The sequence below is a fragment of the Methylobacterium sp. J-076 genome, from assembly GCF_022829405.1.
Lineage (GTDB): Bacteria > Pseudomonadota > Alphaproteobacteria > Rhizobiales > Beijerinckiaceae > Methylobacterium.
In genome coordinates this window covers 515,976-536,189 of the sequence record NZ_JAKSXW010000149.1, presented here as the reverse complement: position 1 = coordinate 536,189, position 20,214 = coordinate 515,976, and the positions used below count along the sequence as shown (strand labels likewise).

Annotated in this window: 18 protein-coding genes and 1 tRNA gene; 12 read left to right on the top strand and 7 right to left on the bottom strand. The window is 69.9% G+C overall.

The genetic code is table 11. From position 1 onward, the window contains the following. Positions 1–38 precede the first annotated feature (38 nt). On the bottom strand, positions 39–1,520 hold the full coding sequence (locus tag MKK53_RS24800; RefSeq protein ID WP_243931641.1) for a D-alanyl-D-alanine carboxypeptidase: 1,482 nt from the start codon (positions 1,518–1,520) through the stop codon (positions 39–41). Between the two features lie 573 nt (positions 1,521–2,093). Between MKK53_RS24800 and clpS the strand changes: the two genes are divergently transcribed. The 4 genes from clpS (at position 2,094) to MKK53_RS24780 (ending at position 6,689) form a co-directional block, all read left to right on the top strand. After that, positions 2,094–2,465 carry an ATP-dependent Clp protease adapter ClpS gene (clpS, locus tag MKK53_RS24795; RefSeq protein WP_409564413.1) on the top strand — a complete coding sequence of 124 codons (372 nt, stop codon included), beginning with the start codon at positions 2,094–2,096 and terminating at the stop codon, positions 2,463–2,465. A gap of 37 nt (positions 2,466–2,502) precedes the next feature. After that, on the top strand, positions 2,503–4,983 hold the full coding sequence (clpA, locus tag MKK53_RS24790) for an ATP-dependent Clp protease ATP-binding subunit ClpA (RefSeq protein WP_243931639.1): 2,481 nt from the start codon (positions 2,503–2,505) through the stop codon (positions 4,981–4,983). A gap of 91 nt (positions 4,984–5,074) precedes the next feature. Further along, a complete protein-coding gene (locus MKK53_RS24785) occupies positions 5,075–5,347 on the top strand; it encodes a hypothetical protein (protein WP_243931637.1) in 273 nt (90 codons plus the stop codon). Between the two features lie 46 nt (positions 5,348–5,393). Further along, entirely contained in the window at positions 5,394–6,689 is a 1,296-nt protein-coding gene (locus MKK53_RS24780; RefSeq protein ID WP_243931635.1) for a flavin monoamine oxidase family protein, read from the top strand. Between the two features lie 88 nt (positions 6,690–6,777). Here the strand turns inward: MKK53_RS24780 and egtD are convergent, their stop codons facing one another. Both egtD and egtB read right to left on the bottom strand, forming a co-directional pair. After that, on the bottom strand, positions 6,778–7,737 hold the full coding sequence (gene egtD, locus MKK53_RS24775; RefSeq protein WP_243931633.1) for an L-histidine N(alpha)-methyltransferase: 960 nt from the start codon (positions 7,735–7,737) through the stop codon (positions 6,778–6,780). Positions 7,738–7,795: 58 nt separating this feature from the next. Continuing rightward, the gene (gene egtB / locus MKK53_RS24770) at positions 7,796–9,067 is read right to left on the bottom strand and encodes an ergothioneine biosynthesis protein EgtB (RefSeq protein ID WP_243931631.1); all 1,272 of its coding nucleotides are present in this window, start codon (positions 9,065–9,067) and stop codon (positions 7,796–7,798) included. Positions 9,068–9,327: 260 nt separating this feature from the next. Between egtB and murI the strand changes: the two genes are divergently transcribed. The 6 genes from murI to MKK53_RS24740 all read left to right on the top strand — a co-directional run bounded on the left by murI (position 9,328) and on the right by MKK53_RS24740 (position 15,397). Continuing rightward, a complete protein-coding gene (gene murI, locus MKK53_RS24765; protein ID WP_243931629.1) occupies positions 9,328–10,206 on the top strand; it encodes a glutamate racemase in 879 nt (292 codons plus the stop codon). Between the two features lie 78 nt (positions 10,207–10,284). Continuing rightward, complete coding sequence (locus MKK53_RS24760; protein ID WP_243931627.1) at positions 10,285–12,435, top strand: tetratricopeptide repeat protein; 2,151 nt, start codon at positions 10,285–10,287, stop codon at positions 12,433–12,435. Further along, positions 12,420–13,703 (top strand): DegT/DnrJ/EryC1/StrS family aminotransferase, encoded by a 1,284-nt coding sequence (locus tag MKK53_RS24755; protein WP_243931625.1) that lies wholly within the window; start codon positions 12,420–12,422, stop codon positions 13,701–13,703. Before MKK53_RS24760 ends, MKK53_RS24755 begins: the two co-directional genes overlap by 16 nt. Before the next feature lie 7 nt (positions 13,704–13,710). After that, positions 13,711–14,460 carry a WbqC family protein gene (locus tag MKK53_RS24750; protein ID WP_243931623.1) on the top strand — a complete coding sequence of 250 codons (750 nt, stop codon included), beginning with the start codon at positions 13,711–13,713 and terminating at the stop codon, positions 14,458–14,460. Next, entirely contained in the window at positions 14,457–14,924 is a 468-nt protein-coding gene (locus MKK53_RS24745) for a GNAT family N-acetyltransferase (protein ID WP_243931621.1), read from the top strand. The genes MKK53_RS24750 and MKK53_RS24745 overlap by 4 nt, the downstream gene beginning before the upstream one ends. 206 nt (positions 14,925–15,130) lie before the next feature. Further along, positions 15,131–15,397, top strand: coding sequence for a hypothetical protein (locus MKK53_RS24740; RefSeq protein ID WP_243931619.1), 267 nt, complete (start codon positions 15,131–15,133; stop codon positions 15,395–15,397). A 66-nt stretch (positions 15,398–15,463) separates the two neighbouring features. Here MKK53_RS24740 and MKK53_RS24735 read toward each other — a convergent pair. From MKK53_RS24735 to MKK53_RS24725, 3 genes are all read right to left on the bottom strand, one after another. Beyond that, positions 15,464–15,538: transfer RNA gene (locus MKK53_RS24735), tRNA-Gly, on the bottom strand. Between the two features lie 58 nt (positions 15,539–15,596). Then, the gene (locus tag MKK53_RS24730) at positions 15,597–15,788 is read right to left on the bottom strand and encodes a hypothetical protein (protein WP_243931617.1); all 192 of its coding nucleotides are present in this window, start codon (positions 15,786–15,788) and stop codon (positions 15,597–15,599) included. A gap of 202 nt (positions 15,789–15,990) precedes the next feature. After that, entirely contained in the window at positions 15,991–16,857 is an 867-nt protein-coding gene (locus MKK53_RS24725) for a formyltransferase family protein (protein ID WP_243931615.1), read from the bottom strand. Between the two features lie 139 nt (positions 16,858–16,996). Here MKK53_RS24725 and MKK53_RS24720 point away from each other — a divergent pair, with 139 nt between their 5' ends. Next, positions 16,997–18,598 (top strand): cryptochrome/photolyase family protein, encoded by a 1,602-nt coding sequence (locus tag MKK53_RS24720; protein ID WP_243931613.1) that lies wholly within the window; start codon positions 16,997–16,999, stop codon positions 18,596–18,598. Here the strand turns inward: MKK53_RS24720 and bcsS are convergent. Then, positions 18,565–19,296, bottom strand: coding sequence for a cellulose biosynthesis protein BcsS (gene bcsS / locus MKK53_RS25620; protein WP_243931611.1), 732 nt, complete (start codon positions 19,294–19,296; stop codon positions 18,565–18,567). The two genes, MKK53_RS24720 and bcsS, sit on opposite strands and share 34 nt — an antisense overlap. Positions 19,297–19,584: 288 nt before the next feature. On the opposite strand from bcsS, the gene MKK53_RS24710 reads away from it, so the two are divergent. Next, positions 19,585–20,187 carry an exopolysaccharide biosynthesis protein gene (locus MKK53_RS24710; RefSeq protein ID WP_313901578.1) on the top strand — a complete coding sequence of 201 codons (603 nt, stop codon included), beginning with the start codon at positions 19,585–19,587 and terminating at the stop codon, positions 20,185–20,187. Positions 20,188–20,214: the final 27 nt, after the last annotated feature.

Below are 20,214 nucleotides of genomic sequence, written 5' to 3'. Positions count from 1 at the left end.
TAAACGAAATGTCTTGAGGGGCCGTTTCCGCCGCGGCGTCAGCTGCGGGTGGCGAAGCAGCTGAAGCCGCTGCGCTTGAGGGCGACGCAGGCATCCTGCGCCGTCTCCTGCTCGCCGAAGCCGGAGAAGCGCGCACGGTAGAGGGTCGCGCCGCCGTGCTCGACCTTCACCGTATAGGGGGCCGCCTTCGAGAGGGACCCGCCCACCTTGGCGCGGGCCTGGGCCAGCATGGAACGGGCCTTGTCCTCGTCGTCCATGGCGCCGAGCTGGATCACCCAGGCGGAGGGCGTCACCTTCTGGCCGGCCAGGGGCTTGGGCGGATCGTCGCGCTCGTTCGAGCCGACCCGGGCGGAGATCTTGCCGGTGCCGGGGAAGGCGGGCTGGACGGCCTGGGCGGCATAGGCCTGCGCGGCGCGCGGCAGGGCCTGCGGGCCCGACGCCCGGGCGGAGCCGGGGGTGGTCGTGCGGCCCGGCGAGATATCGAGGGGCTCGCCCGTCGAATTCGTGGTCTCGACGTCCTCGTCCTCCGCGGAGGCGACCTGGGTGCGGGTGCGGGAGACCGCGTCGGCCACCACGGCGGGGCGGGCGCGTTCGGCGACCTCGGTCACCGGGGGCGCGGTGCGGATGCCGGCATAGGCCTTGGGCAGGTTGCTGCGCACGAGGCCGGCCATGATCTGGTCGCGGCTGGCGCCCGAGCGGCCGCCGAGGACGATGGCGACGATCTGGTGCCCGTCGGACTTCGCCGCGGTCATCAGGTTGAAGCCGGAATCGCGGGTGTAGCCGGTCTTGATGCCGTCCACGCCCTCGACGTTGCCAAGCAGGTGGTTGTGGTTGCCGATCACCCGGCCGCGGAAGGCGAACGAGCGGGTCTGGAAATAGCGGTAGTAGCGCGGGAACCGGTCCTGGATGGCCCGGGCGAGGATCGTCAGGTCGTGGGCGGTGGTGAGCTGTTCCGGATCGGGCAGGCCGGAGGCGTTGGCGTAGTGGGTCCGGCTCATCCCGAGGGAGTGCGCCTTGGCCGTCATCATCTCGGCGAAGCGCTCCTCGGACCCGGCGATGTTCTCGCCGATGGCGCAGGCCACGTCGTTGGCCGACTTGGTGACGATCGCCTTGATCGCATCCTCGACGGTGATGGTCTGGCCGGGCCGGATGCCGAGCTTCGAGGGGGCCTGGGCGGCGGCGTGGGCGGAGATGGTCAGTTCCGAATCGAGGGCGAACTTGCCCCGCTCCATCTGCTCGAAGAGCATGTAGAGCGTCATCACCTTGGTGATCGAGGCCGGGTGGCGCAGGGCATCCTCGTTCACGGCGTGGAGGGTCTTGCCCGTCTTGGCATCGACGACCATCGCCGCGTAGGGCGGGTTGTAGCCGCCACCCGCCGCGTGCCGCGCATGGGCCGCATGCCGGTGGTGCCGCCCGCGCCGGGCATCGGCCGGGGTGGAGAGCGCCGTCAGAACCGCCACCGCGACGAGCGCAGCCGGGGCTGCGCGAGCCGTGAGGCTGGGAACCAGAACCATACGCATGCGCCCGAACGCCCTTGCCGTTGCCGGTTCCGCACCGGCCCCCGCCCCCTTGAGGACGCCCGTCGTCGTGGTGCGTCCGTATCCCCAGAACCATGCGGCTGAGCGGTTACGGGCGGGTTAATCGGATCGGCACTGAATGCTTTTCGTCCAACGGGCTTCGAGGCTTGACGCCGGGGGAATGGAGCTCACGAACTCGGCTCAGGCTCCCGGCGCGAAGGTATCCTCCTCGCGCGGGACGTCCGTGCCCGGGAGGCGCCCGATGACGCTGCCCTTCGTCCCAGCCCCGGCCCCACGCCGGGCCGCACGCCGTCCGGCCGGGTTCCGGCGTGATCCATGATGCGGCCCCCCGACGTGCTTTGCCGCACCGGACCGGTCCACGCAGGCGCGCGGGGGATCCTAAGTGCGGACACGAGCGCGCAGGCGTCTGGCGAAGTCGGCTCACGGTCTGTAGATTGCGGATTGAGCGACGAAGGTTCGGTCGGACATCGCCGATTCCACCGATCGCAGGCGCGCTTCGGGGGATGGTCTGCTGAGCCTCAAGGGATCGGTTCGACGGATATGAGACGCGTCCCCATGATGGGTACGGAGCACGCGCGGACGACGTTCGCGGCCGAGGCCACGGGTTCGAGGGAGCCCGGGGGCGACGACCGCTCCAATACCGCCATCATCACCCGCACCAAGCCGCGGACGAAGCGGCCCAGCCTCTACCGCGTCCTCCTCCTCAACGACGACTACACCCCGATGGAATTCGTGGTGCTCGTGGTGGAGCGGTTCTTCAACAAGAGCCATGAGGACGCCTACCGGATCATGATGCACGTGCATCAGAACGGCGTGGGCGAATGCGGGGTGTTCACCTACGAGGTCGCCGAGACCAAGGTGACGCAGGTCATGGACTTTGCCCGCAAGCACCAACATCCTCTCCAGTGCGTTATGGAAAAGAAATAGGCGCCGCTCGCGGTAGGCACCCACACAGAGGCCCGCTTTGCCAAGCTTCTCACGCAGCCTAGAACAAGCCCTCCACCGGGCACTCGCCCTGGCCGGCGAACGCCGCCACGAATATGCGACGCTGGAACATCTCCTGCTGGCCCTGGTCGACGACCAGGACGCCGCCGCGGTGATGCGGGCCTGCAACGTCGAGATCGACACCCTCCGGCGCAGCCTCGTCGAGTACGTCGACACCGAGCTGTCGAACCTGACGGGTGACGGACGCCAGGACGCCAAGCCGACGGCGGGGTTCCAGCGGGTGATCCAGCGGGCGGTGATCCATGTCCAGTCCTCCGGCCGCGAGGAGGTGACCGGCGCCAACGTGCTCGTGGCGATCTTCGCCGAGCGCGAGAGCCACGCCGCGTACTTCCTGCAGGAGCAGGACATGACCCGCTACGACGCGGTCAACTACATCAGCCACGGCATCGCCAAGCGCCCCGGCGCCAGCGACGCGAAGCCGGTCCGCGGTGCCGAGGACGAGGGCCCCGCCGAGCGGCCGAGCGAAGAGGGCGAGGCCCGCGGCACGAAGAAGAAGGGCGACGCCCTCGACGCCTACTGCGTCAACCTCAACAAGAAGGCCCGCGAGGGCAAGATCGACCCGCTGATCGGCCGTTCGGCCGAGGTCGAGCGGACGATCCAGGTGCTCTGCCGCCGCCAGAAGAACAACCCGCTGCTGGTGGGCGACCCCGGGGTCGGCAAGACCGCCATCGCCGAGGGCCTCGCCCGCAAGATCATCCAGCACGAGGTGCCGGAGGTTCTGGACGGGGCGACGGTGTTCTCCCTCGACATGGGCACGCTGCTCGCCGGCACCCGCTACCGGGGCGACTTCGAGGAGCGCCTCAAGCAGGTGATGAAGGAGATCGAGGCGCACCCGAACGCCATCATGTTCATCGACGAGATCCACACGGTGATCGGTGCCGGTGCGACCTCCGGTGGCGCGATGGACGCGTCGAACCTCCTGAAGCCCGCCCTCGCCTCGGGGACGCTGCGCTGCATCGGCTCGACCACCTACAAGGAGTACCGCCAGTACTTCGAGAAGGACCGCGCCTTGGTGCGCCGCTTCCAGAAGATCGACGTCAACGAGCCGTCGATCCCGGACGCGATCGAGATCGTGAAGGGGCTCCGGCCGTACTTCGAGGAGTTCCACAAGCTCAAGTACACGACCGAGGCTGTGAAGGCCGCGGTGGAGCTGTCCGCCCGCTACATCAACGACCGCAAGCTGCCGGACAAGGCGATCGACGTGATCGATGAGACCGGCGCCTCGCAGATGCTGGTGCCCGAGGCGCGCCGCAAGCGCACCATCGGCATCAAGGAGATCGAGGCGACCATCGCCACGATGGCCCGGATCCCGCCGAAGACCGTCTCGAAGGACGATGCGGTGGTGCTCCAGCATCTGACTGAGAACCTGAAGCGGGTGGTCTACGGCCAGCCGAACGCCATCGAGGCCCTGACCTCGGCGATCAAGCTCGCCCGGGCCGGCCTGCGCGACCCGGACAAGCCCATTGGCTCGTACCTGTTCGCGGGTCCGACCGGCGTCGGCAAGACCGAGGCGGCCAAGCAGTTGGCCGCATCTCTCGGGGTCGAGATGCTGCGGTTCGACATGTCGGAGTACATGGAGCGCCACACCGTTTCTCGGCTCATCGGCGCCCCGCCCGGTTATGTCGGCTTCGATCAGGGCGGCCTGCTCACCGACGGGATCGACCAGCACCCGCATTGCGTGCTGCTGCTGGACGAGATCGAGAAGGCCCACCCGGACCTGTTCAACATCCTGTTGCAGGTGATGGACCACGGCAAGCTCACCGACCACAACGGCAAGCAGGTCGATTTCCGCAACGTCATCATCATCATGACGTCGAATGCGGGCGCGTCGGACATGGCGAAGTCGGCCTACGGCTTCACGCAGACGAAGCGCACGGGCGACGACGTGGAGGCGATCAACCGGCTGTTCGCGCCGGAATTCCGCAACCGTCTCGATGCGATCATCTCGTTCGGCCACCTGCCGAAGGAGGTCGTGGCCAAGGTGGTGGACAAGTTCGTGCTTCAGCTCGAAGCGCAGCTGGCCGACCGCAACGTCACCATCGAGCTGTCGGACGAGGCTCGCGACTGGCTGGTGGAACATGGCTATGACGACGCGATGGGCGCCCGGCCCATGGCCCGTCTGATCCAGTCCACCATCAAGACGCCGTTGGCCGACGAGGTGCTGTTCGGGCGGCTGAAGGAGGGCGGTGCCGTGCGCGTCGTCGTCCGCAAGCCGGAGGATGCGGAGGCCAAGGACGGCGCGAAGGATGCGCTCGCCTTCGAGTTCCCGGCCGGCCCGGCGACTCCGAAGCCCGAAAAGGACGTGGCCAACGCGGCCAAGCGCAAGCGGGCCAAGCCCCGCTCCGTCGCCCGGAAGAAGTCGCCCAAGGACGACAAGGGCGGCGGCGGGTCGGGTGGCGGTGTGAAGACCGTGCCCAAAGTGCCTCTCGTCCGGGCCTGATGGTTCGCCGGCCGGGGCACGGGCTTCCGGTCGGCGCCCACGCAGTCTATGACCGCCGCGACGTGCATGCGCCGCGGCGAGGAGGCGCCCGATGACTGAAGACCTGCGGGAAGGCCCCCTCACTTCCATCACCCATGCCGGTCCTGCCCAGAAGCAGAAACCGTCGGGCCGGGAACTCCGCCGCCAGCGGAGGCGTCGCCGTCGCCGGGGCGAAGAGATGCTGGCTTGGGTGCTGGTGCCGCTGATCTGCTTCGGGATCTATTGGAGCATCACGGCCGGCTTCGAGGTCCTCGGGACGTCGCCCGGACAGGTCTGGGATCAGCTGATGCAGGTCAAGGCCATGATGGAGAAACGGCGCGCCTGACGCGGTTCGCCCGCGCCCGCGCCATCCGCAGCGGGAGCCGGCCGACATGATCACGCGCCGCAGCGCATTGGCCACCGGTCTGCTCGTCGCGATGCCCGCGGTGCTGCGGGCGCAATCGGGCCCCGTCGCCATCGTCGGCGCGGGCGCGGCGGGGCTGGCCGCCGCCGAGATCCTGCGCCAGGCAGGGCATCCCTTCACGATCCTCGAGGCGCGCGACCGGATCGGCGGACGCGCCCATACCGACCGCTCGCTCGGCGCGGACACCCCCTTCGATGCGGGCGCGCAGTACATCCACTGGGCCGAGCGGAACCCCTGGTCGGCCATCGCCCGGGAGGCCCAGGCGACCTCCACCGACCAGGATGGATGGGCGCGCACCCTGTTCATCGATGGCCGCCCGGCGACCGATGCCGAGCGTGCCCGGCGCCGCGCCGGTTTTGCCGGCCTCGATGCGGTGCTCGCGCCCAAGGGGGCTGACGCCTCGCTCGCGGCCGAGGCCCGGGCGGCGGGGGACGACGCCGTGGCGGCGACCTCCGGGCTCAGCCGCCTGTCCCTCGGCGAGGATCCCGACCGCGTCTCCGCCGCCGATTACGAACGCCTGTGGTCCGGCACCGACTTATGGGTCGATGGCTACGGCGATCTCGTCGCGAGGCGGTATGCCCACATGCCGGTGAGGCTCAGCTGCGCCGTCTCGGCCATCGACTGGTCGGGCAGAGGCGTCCGCCTCCATATGCCGGGCGGGACCCTGGAAGCGGTCGCGGCGATCGTGACCGTGCCGGTGGGCGTCCTGAAGGCGGGCGCGATCTCCTTCGCGCCCCGCCTGCCCGATGCGACCCTCTCGGCGCTCGATGGGCTCTCGATGGGGGCCTACACGAAGATCGCCCTGCGCCTCGATCCCCCGAAGGTCGATGCACGGGCGGTGGGCGATGCGGTCTCCGTCGCGCATGACGGCCCGACGATCTATTTCGAGATGGGGCCGTTCGGGCACCCGGTGGCGGTGGCCAACCTCGGCGGCGACCTCGCCCGGGACCTGTGCAATGCCGGCGACCGGGCCGCCATCGCCCTCGCCACGGAAAGGCTTTCGGCCATCCTCGGCGCGCAGGCCGGCGGTGCGGTCCGGGGTGGGCGCCTCGTGGGCTGGTGGACCGACCCCCATGCCCGCGGCTCCTACTCCATCGCCGCCCCAGGCCATGCCGGCGCCCGCGATGCCCTGCGTGCCCCCGTGGGCGAACGCATCGTCTTCGCGGGCGAAGCGCTGGCCGGGGGCGGTGCGATGACGGTCGGCGGCGCGACCCTCGACGGGGAGCGCGCCGCCCGGGAGGTGCTGAAGCGGCTCCCAGGCTGATGAAAAGCTCCGGAGCGACGCGAAGGCCCGCCGGACACTGGCCCAGGCGAGAAAGCGAGCCTTGCGGGACGGGAGACGCGAGGCTGCGTCAGTCCCGACGGAGCATGTGGACGCTGAACAATGCGTCCGGATCGGTCCAGGCGGTCACCGATTGCCAGCCCGCCGTCGCGGCCAGATTGCGGAAGCTCTCGAGCGTGTACTTGTAGCTGCTTTCGGTGTGGATCGTCTCGCCTTCGCGGAAGGTGAAGCTGTCCCCGCCGATCCGCACCGTCTGGTCCCTCTGCGAGACGAGATGCATCTCGATCCGCGAGGCTTCTGCGTTGAAGACCGCCCTGTGGCGGAAGGCATCGAGATCGAAATCGCCGCCGAGCTCGCGGTTGATCCGCTTCAGCAGGTTCATGTTGAACGCCGCCGTGACCCCGGCCGCATCGTCGTAGGCGGCCTCCAGGCGGGCCGTGTCCTTCACGAGGTCCACGCCGAGGATCAGGAGCGCCGCCGGCCCCAGGATCTCGCCGAACCGGTGCAGGAGCGTCCGCGCCTCGGCCGGTTCGAAGTTGCCTACGGTCGAGCCTGGGAAGAACCCGGCCCGGGACGCCATGCCGATGGCCTCCGGCAGGGCGAAGGGCCGGGTGAAGTCGGCGACGACGGGCTCCACCGGCAGGCCGGGGAAATCCTGCCGGAGCGTGGCCGCCTGCGCGGCCAGGAACTCGCCCGACACGTCCACGGGCACGTAGGCCGCGAGATCCGGCAGGTGCCGCAGCAGGCGGCGCAGCTTTGCCGTGGACCCGCTGCCGAACTCCACCAGGGCCGCCTCCTCGGGCAGCAGCGCCGCGATCTCCGGCCCCCGGCTGTCGAGGATGCCGACCTCCGTCCGCGTCGGGTAATATTCCGGCAGGGCGGTGATCGCCTCGAACAGCTCGGAGCCTGCGGCGTCGTAGAAGTACTTCGGCGACAGGGTCTTGACCGGCTTCGACAGCCCGGCGCGGACATCGGCCAGGAAGACCGGATCGGCGGCCACAGCTTCCGGAAAGGTCGGGGCGACGGTCACGGGCAACTCCGGGGTACGAACGACACGCGGGGGGCCGCCTCGGCGGGCGGCGGATCGGTCAGGACAGCGGCTCGGCCAAGCGCAGGCCGGTGAACTGCCAACGCTGATGGGGGTAGAAGAAGTTGCGATAGGTCGGCCGCGCATGACCGTCGGGCGTCGCCACCGACGAGCCGCGCAGGACGAACTGGTTCGACATGAACTTGCCGTTGTACTCGCCGAGGGCACCCGGCAGCGGCCGGTAGCCCGGGTAGGCGAGGTAGGCGCTGCGGGTCCATTGCCAGACGAGGCCGTAGGCGTCGGGCAGGTCGCCGTCGCGGGCCGCCGTCTCCCATTCGAACTCGGTGGGCAGGACGCGGCCGGCCCAGCGGGCATAGGCGTCCGCCTCGTAGTAGCTGATGTGGGTCACGGGGGCGTCGGGATCGACCGGGCGCGGGCCGGCGAGGCTCGCCTGCTGCCAGCCGCCATCCTGACGCCGCCAGTAGCCCGGCGCCTCCCAGCCATGGGCCTGGGCGGCGTACCACCCGTCGTTCAACCACAGGTCCTGCCGGGCGTAGCCCCCCTCCCCCATGAAGGCGAGCCAGTCCCGGTTGCGCACCAGCGAACGGTCGATGCGGACCGGGAGGATCAGGCTGTCGTGCCGGGGCGATTCGTTGTCGTAGGAGAAACCGTCGCCCCGGTGGCCGATTTTGGTGATGCCGTGGTCCAGGGTGACTGTGCCGGTCTCGGTCGATGCCGCGGGCATCTGCCATCCGGCGTCGTAGACGGGATCGAGCGGGTTCTGCGCGAAGGCGTGGAGGATGTCGGTCCAGAGCAGCTCCTGGTGCTGCTGCTCGTGATACAGCCCGATCTCCAGGATCGGCAGGATGTCCCCCAGCGCCTTCTCGGATGCCTGCCCGAGCAGGGCTTCCACCGCCCGATCCACGTGGGCCCGGTAGGCGGCGACCTCGTCGCAGGTCGGGCGGGTGATCAGGCCCCGCTGCGTCCGCGGCTGACGCGGGCCGGCGGCGACATAGTACGAGTTGAACAGGTAGTGCAGCCGGGGATCGTGGATCGCGTAGCCCGGCAGATGCTCCGCGAGGAGGAACTGCTCGAAGAACCACGTCACATGGGCGCGGTGCCACTTCGTGGGGCTCGCGTCCTCCATGGACTGGATCTGCTGGTCCTCCGGTGAGAGCGGGGCCGCACGACGCTCCGTCTCGGCGCGGACGGTGCGGTAGGCGCCGATCCAGGCCAGACGGTCGATCGGTCGTGCGCCGATCGGAGGTGGCGGGAAGCCTGCGCGCGGGGCGGCTGGCATCGTGTCCGAGCGGACGGCAGCTGTGGCAGCCATGGAGGATCCTTCCCTTCCGGCCGTATCCTGAAGGATTGTCGTCTCGCCAGGGGGCGCTGTGCGGCAGATAGGTCCTCGGCCAAGCACAGCAACCGGGACGCGGCGATTGTGTTCAGCACAACGAGGACGGGACCCCTCGACGGCCCCTCCGTGGCCGGTGGATTGACGGGATTCCGGGCCTTTCTCTCGCCGCAGTGAGGAGGCCTTAACCACCGGCCGGGATGCTCCCAGACGGTGTCAGAGGGGAAATGGGCGTTGCGATGCGGATCGACCTGATGGCGGGCGCCGGTCTTTCCCTCGCTCCGCTGCGTGCGGCGCCGGATCCGACGATCCTGCTGTTCGATTCCGGCCTCGGCGGTCTCACCGTCCTCGACGCCGTGCGCCGGGCCCGGCCCGACGCCCGCTACGTCTACGCCGCGGACGATGCCGCCTTCCCCTACGGCCGGCTGTCGGAGGCCGAGCTCGTGGCGCGGGTGCTCGCGGTGATGGAGCAGTTCATCGCCTCGCACCGCCCGGACCTGGTGGTGATCGCCTGCAACACGGCCTCGACCCTGGTTCTGCCCGCCCTGCGCCAGCGCTTCACGACGCCCTTCGTCGGCGTCGTCCCGCCGATCAAGCCGGCGGCGGCGACGACCCGGTCCGGCCTGATCACGCTGCTCGCCACGCCGGGCACGGTGGCCCGCTCCTACACCCGCGACCTGATCGCGACCTATGCCGCGTCCTGTGCCGTGACCCTGGTGGGCTCGCGCCACCTCGCCACCTATGCCGAGGCGGAGATGGCCGGCAGCCCGATCGATGACGCCACCCTGGCGGCGGAGATCGCCCCCTGCTTCGTGCGGGCGGAGGACGGACGGCTCACCGATGTCGTCTGCCTGTCCTGCACCCACTATCCGCTGCTGCTGCCGCGCCTGCGGGCACTCGCCCCCTGGCCTGTGAGCTGGATCGACCCCGCTCCGGCCATCGCCCGCCGGGTGCTGCAGCTCCTCGGCCCCGGCCAGCGGGGGGAGGCCGGCGACGGCAGCGGCGTGCTGGCCTCCTTCACCGCAGGCTCCTCCCTGACGGCACCCCTCCGCGACAGCCTCACGCTGCGCGGTGTCAATGAAGTCACCGTCGAGGCGATGCCGCTGCGTATGCAGTAGAGCCTGGCGACCTCTACAATGTTAACGGTGCATTAGGGATGGATGCGCCACCCTTCCGCTGAGCGGGAGGGGCGGGACATGCTCGAACATGGCGGCGGATCGGCCGGGCGGGGCCGGACACCCGGAGCCGCCGAACGTTTCCTGTCGAAGGCCGTCGCCCACCGCGAGGCCGGGCGCCTCGACAAGGCGCGGCGCAACATCGGCCGCGTCCTCGACATCGCCCCCGATCTGGCCGGTGCCCGCTACGAGATGGGCATGCTGGTGAGCCGCACGGAGGGTGCGGCGGCCGCCCTCCCCCACTTCGCCGTCGCCCTGAAAGGTGCGCAGACCAACACGGCCTATTGGCTGACGCTGATCGGCGCCCTCCTCGAAACGCAGCGCCTGGCCGAGGGTCGCACCCTCGCCGAGCGGTTCAAGGCCACCGGCCTCGCGCCGGCCGCCACCGCCGCGGTGGCCGTCCTCGCCGACCGCGCCGTGGCCCTCGGGCGCGACTGCTACGACGCCCGGGATTTCATCAAGGCCGAAGCCTACCTCGAACTCGCCATCGCCCTGGACGACACGCATCCGGACGCGACCTTCCTCGCCGGTGCGGTCGCGGCGCGGACGAACCGGCTGCAGCTCGCCTTCGACCTCATCAGCATCGCCATCTACCGGAAGCCCGACAGGGCCCTCTACTACGCCGGCCTCGGCGCCCTCCTGACCATGATGGAGGATGACGGGGGGACCCTCTCCGCCCTGGAGAAGGCCCTGGAGCTCGACCCCGACCTCGCCGTGGCCCATGCGAATCTCTCCGGGTTCCTGCACAAGCGCTCGCACTACGCCCGGGCGATGCACCATGCCGACCGGGCGGTGGCGATCGATCCGGCCTGCGCCGGGGCCCATGTCAACCGTGGGCAGATCCTGAAGAGTCTCGGCCAGCTCCACGAGGCCATCGCGGCCCTGGACCGGGCCATCGCCATCACGCCGCGGGACATCGACGCCTATTCGAACCGGCTGTTCGTGAAGCTCTACGCGGGCGACATCCCGGCCGAGGAATACGCGGCCGATGCCAGGGCCTTCGGCCTCCGCTTCGCCGACCCGCTGCTCCGCCGCCGCGCCTTCGCGAACGACCGGGCGCCGGACCGGCGACTGAAGATCGGCTTCGTGTCGGGGGACCTGTGCGCCCACGCGGTGGCCCGGTTCCTCGAACCCTTCCTCGAGGCGTTCGACCGCACGGCGTTCGAGACCCGGGCCTACATGACCCGCGTGGTCGAGGACGGGATGTCCGAGCGCCTGAGGCCCCTCTTCGACCACTGGCTCAACATCGCCGGGATCGACGACGACGCGGCGGCCGACCGGATCGAGGCCGACGGCATCGACATCCTCGTGGACCTCTCGGGCCACAGCGCGGGGCACCGGCTGCTCCTGTTCGCCCGCAAGCCGGCACCGGTCCAGGTGACGTGGATGGGGCACCCGGCCACGACCGGGCTCGGCGCGATGGACTACCGCCTGACCGACGACGTGCAGGACGGCGACGCCTCCGATGCCCTGCACACCGAGACGCTGTGGCGGCTGCCCGTGGTCTCCGCGAGCTATCGCTTCACCGACCAGTTGCCCCCCGTCCGGGTCCGGCCGCCCTCGGAGGATCAGGGCTACGTCACCTTCGGCGTGCTTAACCGATTCGAGAAGGTCAGCGACGCCGCCCTGCAGACATGGGCGCGGATCCTCGCCGCGGTGCCGGAGTCCCGGCTGTTCATGGTGGTGGGCGACGCGGACACCCCCGAGGTGCGCCAGCAGGTCGATGAGCGCCTGGGCCGCGCCGGGATCGACCTCGCGCGGCTGATCCTCCACCCCCGCGTGAACAGCGGCTACTTCGAACTCTACCACAAGGTCGACATCGCCCTCGATCCGTTTCCCTATAACGGCGGCACCACGAGCTGCGACACGCTTAGCATGGGCGTCCCCCTGGTGACCCTGTGCGGGACCACCGCCGCGGAGCGCGCCGGAGCGGTGGTGCTCGGCGCGGTTGGGCTCGGGGAGCTCGTCGCCCGCTCGCAGGACGCGTACGTCACCCTCGCCACCGCCCTCGCCACGGATCCGGAGCGCCTGCGGCGCACCCGCGACGGCCTGCGCGAACGGGTGCTGGCGAGCCCGCTGACCGACCATGCCCGCCTCGCCGGCGAAGTCGGCAAGGCGTTCCGCGCCATGTGGACCCGTTGGGCGACAGGTGAGCCATGCGCGCGCGGGTGAAGCAGCCGAAGGACCCGGCGGACAGCCGCCCCCGGCGGCGGCGCGGGCCGGACGGGGCCGGCCCCCCCTCCCCGCTCCTCGACGACGCCCTGGCCGAGCGGCTCGCCGCCGCCGCCCGCGACCCCGCGCTCCTGCGGACGGACCCGGCGCCGCGCACCGGCCCGGTCTACGTGACCCAACCCTTCCTCCCGCCCTTCGCCGAATTCGCGCCGATGCTGCGGGAGATCTGGGACCGGAAGGTGCTCACCAACGGGGGGCCCTGCCACGCAGAATTCGAGGAGCGTCTGGCCGCCTACCTCGGTGTGCCGCACGTGGCGCTGTTCAACAATGCGACCACCGCCCTGGTCGTCGCCCTGCGGGCCCTCGGCCTCACCGGCGAGGTCGTCACCACCCCCTATTCCTTCGTGGCCACCTCGCACGCCCTGACGTGGGGCGGGCTCACCCCGGTCTTCGCCGACATCGATCCCCGGACGCTCAACCTCGATCCGGCCGCGGTGGAGGCTGCGATCACGCCCCGGACACGGGCGATCATGCCGGTCCATTGCTACGGCCACCCCTGCGACGTGGAGGGCCTCGCCGCCGTCGCCCGGCGGCATGGCCTCAGGATCGTCTACGACGCCGCCCACGCCTTCGGCGTGCGGGATGCCGCCGGCTCCATCCTCCGGCACGGCGACCTGTCGGTGCTGAGCTTCCACGCCACGAAGGTGTTCAACACCTTCGAGGGCGGTGCCATCGTCTGCCCCGACGCCCGGCGCAAGGACCAGATCGACAAGCTGAAGAACTTCGGACACGACGGCGAGACATCGGTCATCGATGTCGGCCTCAACGGCAAGATGAGCGAGTTCAACGCCGCGCTCGGCCTCCTGCAGTTGCGCTACATCGATTCCGCGATCGACCGGCGGGCCGTCATCGACGCCGCCTACCGGGCGGGTCTCGCCGGGATCGCGGGCCTCGCGTGCCTCGATGGTTCGGGCGAGGCCCGCGCCAACTTCTCGTATTTCCCCGTCCTCGTCGGACCCGGCTACCCCGTCGCGCGGGACGCCCTGTGGGAGATCCTGAAGGCGGAGGGGATCCACACGAGGCGCTACTTCCACCCGCTGATCTCCGACCATCCGATGTATGCCGGCCTTCCGAGCGCCGACCGAAGCCGCCTGCCGGTGGCGTCGCAGGCCGCCGACCGCATCCTCTGCCTGCCGATCTACCCCGACCTCGAACCGGAGGTGGTCGCGCGGGTGATCGCCCGCATCGCCGACCCCCTGGGCCGCTGAGGCTGGCATGCGCGTCGCGATCATGCAGCCGTACCTGTTCCCGTATATCGGCTACTTCCAGCTGATCGCGGCCGTCGACCGGTTCGTGATCTACGACACGGTGAAGTACACGAAGAAGGGCTGGATCAACCGGAACCGGTTCCTCCGGGACGGGCAGCCAGTCACCTTCACCCTGCCCATCGCCCGCGGTGCAGACGATCTCGCCATCGGCCAACGCCATGTCGCGGCGGATTTCTCGCCCGACAGGCTCTGCGCGCAGATCGCGGGGGCCTACCGCCGGGCGCCGTTCTTCGCGGAGACGATGCCCCTCATCGAATCCGTCCTCCACCCCCGAGCCGAGACCCTGTTCGGCCAGCTGCAGGCGGGGCTGACGCGCTGCTGTGCGCATCTCGGCATCGCCACGCCGATCCTGACTGCCTCGGAGGTCGAGGGCCCGACGGATCTGCGGCGGCAGGACAGGGTGCTCGCCCTCTGCCGGCACCTGTCGGCGACGGCCTACGTGAACCCCATCGGCGGGACGGCCCTGTACGACCCGGCCGAGTTCGCCGCCCACGGGATATCCCTGCGCTTCCTCAAGGCCCGGCTGCAGCCCTACCCGCAATTCGGTCGGCCCTTCGTGCCATGGCTTTCGATCATCGACGTGCTGATGTTCGTCGGTGCCGCGGGGACCCGTGCCACGCTTCTCGACGCCTTCGACCTCGTCGCCGGGCCGGAGGCGGACCAGGACGAGGTGCCGCCCTTCACCGACGCGGCATGAACGCGCCGCCGATCCGGTTCGGCCGCAACCTCTCAAGCGCCGGGGATATCCGCCTTCACCTGACGGAGTGCGCCCCCGCCTTCGTGCCCTCCCTCGACAGCCGCGTCGTCATTCAGGATTACGCGGCCAAACTCGCCCTGCACGCCGAGCGGTTCGAGGCTTGGCACGGCGCCCACCTCGTCGGGCTGGTCGCCCTCTATGACGGGACCTCCGCGGGCGGTGAGGCCTTCGTGAGCAACGTCAGCGTCGCCCCGGGCTTCACCCGCCGCGGCCTCGCGCGCCGCCTCCTGGCCGACGCCATCGGTCATGCGCGCGGCGGATGTCCGGCGATCGCGTTGCAGGTGGATCGCAGGGCTCCGGCCCTGGCGCTCTACCTCAGCCTCGGCTTCACCGTGGCCGCGCGGGACGGGGACGGCCTGACCCTCCGGTTGGCCCTCGCCCCGCAGGCCCACGCCCACCGCTGACCATCCTTTGCGCCGTGGCGCGGCAGACCGTCACGCCGGCAACAATCGGGGGTGATGACTGACGATCATCATAAGATATCGGTCGCCCACCGGGTGTGTCGGAACGACATCGACTGTCGCTTTTTGGGACAGATCGCCATCATCGGGTGTTTTCGCGGGCGTTGAACTGGGGCAAAGCCACAGCCCACGCGTCCGAGGGAGAGCCGATGCACGGAAAGACATTCATCGCCACCCGTGCCGCCCTCGGCATCGCCTTCGCCGCGCTGTGTGTCGGCGAAACGCAGGCGCGACCCTTCCGGCAGGCGATGACGCGGGCGATCGACGACGCCGACGCCACTTCTTCGGTCATCCTCGACCGCCTGAGCGTCAAGCTTCTCGGCGTCGACCGGCCCTGGGACCCGCATGTCTGCAACGGCTGCGGCGGCATCGTCGCCGACCTGCCGAACCGGACTGCACGCGTGCGCCGTCGCTGAGGGCTGCTGGCCGACGCGGCGCTCGCCTCGACAGCGTCGGGGGCGGCATGAGCGAAGGGGATGGATTGGAGCGGGCGATCGGGATCGAACCGACGACATTCAGCTTGGGAAGCTGACGTTCTACCACTGAACTACGCCCGCGTGGCCGTAGGGATTAGGCCCTCCGCGGGGACCTGTCCAGCTTAAAAATTCGGGTTCGTCACCGCCACGCGACGAGGGCCGTCACGGTGGTGGCGGCGAGGCCGGAGCCGAGGACCCGCAGGAGCGCGTGGCCGGGATGGTTGGGCGAGATCACCAGCCATTCGAACAGGCCCGCTCCGACGAGGACGGCCATGCCCGTGACGATCATCGCCTCCGCCACCACGGACGGCTCGTCCGGCTCGTTCGTCATGGCGTGCGCTCTCCCCCCGTGGCGCATCCCGACGCGATGATTCCTGCGCGCGACGACCCGAACCCGCGGCCTCCCGCCTGACTGATCTGGCGGGGCCTCTCTACTTCGCTTCTAAAACAGGGTCGCGCAAAACGAAAGTCGAGGGAGATCCCCCATCAGTACGGTGCGTGATCTATCGCGGACCCGAGGCTCGTGCCTGACGTCATCGCCCGATCTGTCCCGCATCCGCCAGGGAGACCGGTGACCAGCGCAGGATCTGCACGTAGCCGTCGCGCGCCGCCACGACGAAATGGCGCCTGTGCCGGTGGACGACGGTGCCCGGGGGGTGGTCGTGCGCCTCCGTCCAGCCCTGCGCTTCCACCACGAAGGCCCGCATCTCGCCAATGCGGGCGATGGTCTCGACCGTTCCGAACGCCCGCACGCGCCTGAGGATCGCATTGACGTCCTGGCGGAAATCCAGGGTCCGGTCGGTGTCGTTCGCCCGCGCCCAGTAGGAGCCGTCGCCCTGGGGCTCGGCGCGTTTCCACCGGGCGGGGAGGTCCTTGGCCAGGGTTCCGAGGGTCAGCCGCCGCGCCGAGATCTGGCATTTGGACAGCAACGTCTCGTGGGTTTCGCCCGGGCTGACGGCGAAGATCTCCTGGGCGAGGATGTCGCCCGTGTCGAACCCGTTCTCGGCCAGCACGTGGGCCGTCACCCCCCAGGTCTCGTACCCGTCGAGGATCGCCCGGAACAGCGGATAGGGGCCGCGGCCGGTCGGCAGCGGCGACGGGTGGAAGTTCAGGGCGTAGTTCGCCCGCCCGCGCCAGCCGCGGATCAGCCAGGGATAGCCCGCCACGACGAGTGCCCAATCCCGGCCGTGGGCGGCATGCAGCGCGTCGAGGTCGGCCTGCTGGATCTTTGAGAGCTGGATCGGGATGCGTGCCGCCCGGGCGCGGGCGACCACGACGTCATGGTGGTCGTAGATGCCGTCGCAGGGCCGGGTGAAGAGCTTCAGCGGCGTCCAGCCCGCCTCGATCAGCGCCTCGAATACGCCGCCGAGGAAATCGATGCCGGCAAAGGCGAACTTCATGGGAAGCCTGCGACGTCGTGGTTCAGGAAAGGCCCGGTGCGGCCGGTACCCGTGAGGCGGTGCCCGCTTTACCTTGAAACGGTCCGGCGCGGGAGCACGTGCGGCGGCATCTCCTCAGCGGCACGAGCGGAGCGGACATTTGGCGAGCCGGCAGCCCCGCGGGACGGCGGGATCGACAGGCGTCCTGCGCCTCGTCCTCGGCGACCAGTTGAACCGGCGGGTCTCCAGCCTCACCGATCTCGACCCCGACACCGACACCGTCCTGATGGTCGAGGTGCGGGACGAGGCGACCTACGTCCGCCACCACAAGCAGAAGATCGCCTTCCTGTTCGCCGCCATGCGCCACTTCGCGGAAGAGCTCCGCGGCGAAGGCGTCCGCGTGACGTATGTGCGCCTGACCGACGACGGCAATACGGGCAGCTTCACCGGCGAGCTGGAACGCGCCCTCGCCGCGATCGCGGCGTCCCGCGTCGTGGTGACGGAGCCGGGCGAGTGGCGCGTGTGGGAAATGATGCAGGCGTGGCGGGAGACTCTCCCCGTCCCGGTAGAGATCCGCGCCGACAACCGGTTCCTGTGCCCCCGGGAGGATTTCGCCAAATGGGCGGAGGGGCGCCACCACCTGCGGATGGAAACCTTCTACCGGGGGATGCGCAAGCGGACCGGCCTCCTGATGGAGAAGGGCGAGCCCCTGGGCGGCCGTTGGAACTTCGACGCCGAGAACCGCAAGCGCCTGCCGAAGGGGCACCGCCTCCCCGACCGGATCGGTTTTCAGCCGGACGCCGTCACGCGTGACGCCATCGCCCTGGTCGAGCGGGAATTCCCCGATCATTTCGGGGACCTCGCCGCCTTCTCATGGCCCGTCACCCGCGCCGACGCCCTGGCGGCCCTCCGTCACTTCATCGCCGAATGCCTGCCGATCTTCGGCGACTATCAGGACGCGATGAAGGGCGGCGAGCCCTACCTCTACCACGCCCTCATCTCCCCCGCGCTCAATGCCGGCCTGCTCACGGCGGAGGAGGTCTGCTCGGCGGCCGAACGCGCCCACCTCGAGGACGGGGTGCCCTTGAACTGCGCCGAAGGCTTCATCCGCCAGATCCTCGGATGGCGCGAATATGTCCGCGGCCTCTACTGGGCGCGGATGCCCGAATATCGCGATACCAACGCGCTGGGGGCGAAGCGCCCGCTGCCGTGGTTCTACTGGTCGGGCGAGACGGAGCTGAACTGCATCCGCGAGGTCGTGGGCCAGACCCGCACCCATGCCTACGCGCACCACATCCAGCGCCTGATGGTCACCGGGAATTTCGCGCTCATCGCCGGGCTCGATCCGGCCGAGGTCGAGGAATGGTACCTCGTGGTCTTCGCCGACGCCTACGAGTGGGTCGAGCTGCCGAACGTCCACGGCATGGTGCTCTGGGCCGATGGCGGCGTCATGGGCTCGAAGCCCTACGCCGCCTCCGGCGCGTATATCGACCGCATGTCGGACTATTGCCGGGGCTGCTCCTACGACGTCAAGATCAAGACGGGCCCCCGCGCCTGCCCCTTCAACTACCTCTATTGGAACTTCATGATCGAGAACGAAGGGCGGCTTGCCGGCAACCCGCGGATGGCGATGCCCTACCGGACCCTGGCGGCCATGGACGAGGGACGGCGCGCCGAGATCCGCCGCGACGCGGCGCACTTCCTGGACTCCCTGTCAGCGGATCAGGATCAGAGCGGCGCCCAGGTCGCGAGCGCGACATAGGGCGACGGCCCAGGCCGGCCCGCCTCCCATTGCAGGCCGGCCGAGACCCGGAGGTGGAGGGCGGACAGGGCGAAGTCGGTGAGGTGGAGGCCGAACGCGCCTTTCCAGTGGCCGCTCGCATCGGCATAGCCGCTGCCCTCCGGCCCGAGATAGCCCCACCCGATGCGGTAACCCCAGGCGAGGCGGGCCCAGACGCTGCCGCGCGCCGTGCCGGCGATCACCGTCGCCTGCACGAGGGTCGGTTCCGTCGGTTGCAGCCAAGCCTCGGCGTGAAGCCGGCCCCCGGACCGCACGCCTGAAGCTTGTCGGAAGGGGCGGGCTTCGGCCGTGGTCTCGAATCCCGCAAACGCCGCGAGGACGCCGGCCGGGAGAAACCACTGGTGGCCGAACACGGCCGAGGCCGCGAGCGAGCGGACGGGGACCGTGCGCAGCACGCCGCACCCGCAGGCGAAGCGCTCCACCGTCGTGCCCTCCCCCACGGTGAGGATCGCCGCGGGACCGGCCCGCGCGAGTGAGCCCGGTGCGACCTTGGCGCCGGCACTCGCGAAGGTCGAGGCCGCCGCGTCCAGGCTCCCGAAGACGAGGACGTCGAGATCCGCGGCAAACGCATCCCCGCCCCCCAGGCACAGGGCGATGGTCGCGATTCCGCAGATGAGGGAAGCCGGAAGGTCGCGCCCTCGAGAGGAACGTGCGGACACGATGGACCTGCCGGTAGGATCTTACCGATGCTACCATCGAATTTCCATCAAATGCTTCTATTTGTCGCTTTGTTCACACGCATATCGACGTCGGTTGCATTATAATATCAGAGATATACGTGGTTGATTGCCTAAACTTGAGATGGGGACTTGGCCATATTGCACGAACGTGAGGTTCGGTGAGGAACGTCGTCCCCGGGCCGCGGCGGGGCCGAGGGATGGGACCGCTTGGCGCAGGCGGCGTTCTCGGCTAGAGCCCGCCGCAAGGCAGTGAAGGTTGGACGAGACGTGTCTTACGGCGCACGAACCTCGGACGTCCTCACCGTGCTCGCGAGCCAGGAAGGTGAGCGTCTCACGGTGGCGGACATCGTGGCGGTCCTGCGCGACCGGGCTTTCGCCCTGCTCGTCGTGCTGCTGGGCCTGCCCAATTGCTTGCCGATGCCGCCGCCGATCCCGCTCGTCTGCGGGCTCCTGCTGCTGCTCGTGGCGGTTCAGATCGCCGCCGGCATGTCGGCGCCGTGGCTGCCGCGGCGGCTGCTCGGGCAATCGATCAAGCAATCGGACGTGAAGCGCGCGGTGACGCGGGCGGTGCCGGTCCTGCGCCGGCTGGAGCGCTGGTCGCGGCCGCGGCTCAGCGTCTTCGAGACGGCCATCGGCATGCGCGGGATGGGCGTGGCGCTGCTCGCGCTGGCCCTGGCGCTGATCGTCGCGGCGCCGCTCATCGGGCAGATCCCCCTCGGGCTGGCGGTCTGCCTCGTCGGCCTCGGCCTCGTGGAGCGCGACGGCATCGTGGTCCTTGCGGGACTGGCCGTCGGCCTGTTCGGCGTGGCGATCAATGCGGGCTTCGCCTACGCCGTGGTCTCCGGCATCGCCGGCCTGCTGCACCTCTGAGGGCGGCGCCGCTGCGCGCGCAAAGGC

Bases quoted from the DNA above. Each gene is read 5' to 3' on its own strand.
- MKK53_RS24800 (WP_243931641.1), bottom strand. From the start codon at position 1,520: ATGCGTATGGTTCTGGTTCCCAGCCTCACGGCTCGCGCAGCCCCGGCT.
- clpS (WP_409564413.1), top strand. From the start codon at position 2,094: ATGATGGGTACGGAGCACGCGCGGACGACGTTCGCGGCCGAGGCCACG.
- MKK53_RS24785 (WP_243931637.1), top strand. From the start codon at position 5,075: ATGACTGAAGACCTGCGGGAAGGCCCCCTCACTTCCATCACCCATGCC.
- MKK53_RS24780 (WP_243931635.1), top strand. From the start codon at position 5,394: ATGATCACGCGCCGCAGCGCATTGGCCACCGGTCTGCTCGTCGCGATG.
- egtB (WP_243931631.1), bottom strand. From the start codon at position 9,067: ATGGCTGCCACAGCTGCCGTCCGCTCGGACACGATGCCAGCCGCCCCG.
- murI (WP_243931629.1), top strand. From the start codon at position 9,328: ATGCGGATCGACCTGATGGCGGGCGCCGGTCTTTCCCTCGCTCCGCTG.
- MKK53_RS24760 (WP_243931627.1), top strand. From the start codon at position 10,285: ATGCTCGAACATGGCGGCGGATCGGCCGGGCGGGGCCGGACACCCGGA.
- MKK53_RS24755 (WP_243931625.1), top strand. From the start codon at position 12,420: ATGCGCGCGCGGGTGAAGCAGCCGAAGGACCCGGCGGACAGCCGCCCC.
- MKK53_RS24750 (WP_243931623.1), top strand. From the start codon at position 13,711: ATGCGCGTCGCGATCATGCAGCCGTACCTGTTCCCGTATATCGGCTAC.
- MKK53_RS24745 (WP_243931621.1), top strand. From the start codon at position 14,457: ATGAACGCGCCGCCGATCCGGTTCGGCCGCAACCTCTCAAGCGCCGGG.
- MKK53_RS24740 (WP_243931619.1), top strand. From the start codon at position 15,131: ATGCACGGAAAGACATTCATCGCCACCCGTGCCGCCCTCGGCATCGCC.
- MKK53_RS24730 (WP_243931617.1), bottom strand. From the start codon at position 15,788: ATGACGAACGAGCCGGACGAGCCGTCCGTGGTGGCGGAGGCGATGATC.
- MKK53_RS24725 (WP_243931615.1), bottom strand. From the start codon at position 16,857: ATGAAGTTCGCCTTTGCCGGCATCGATTTCCTCGGCGGCGTATTCGAG.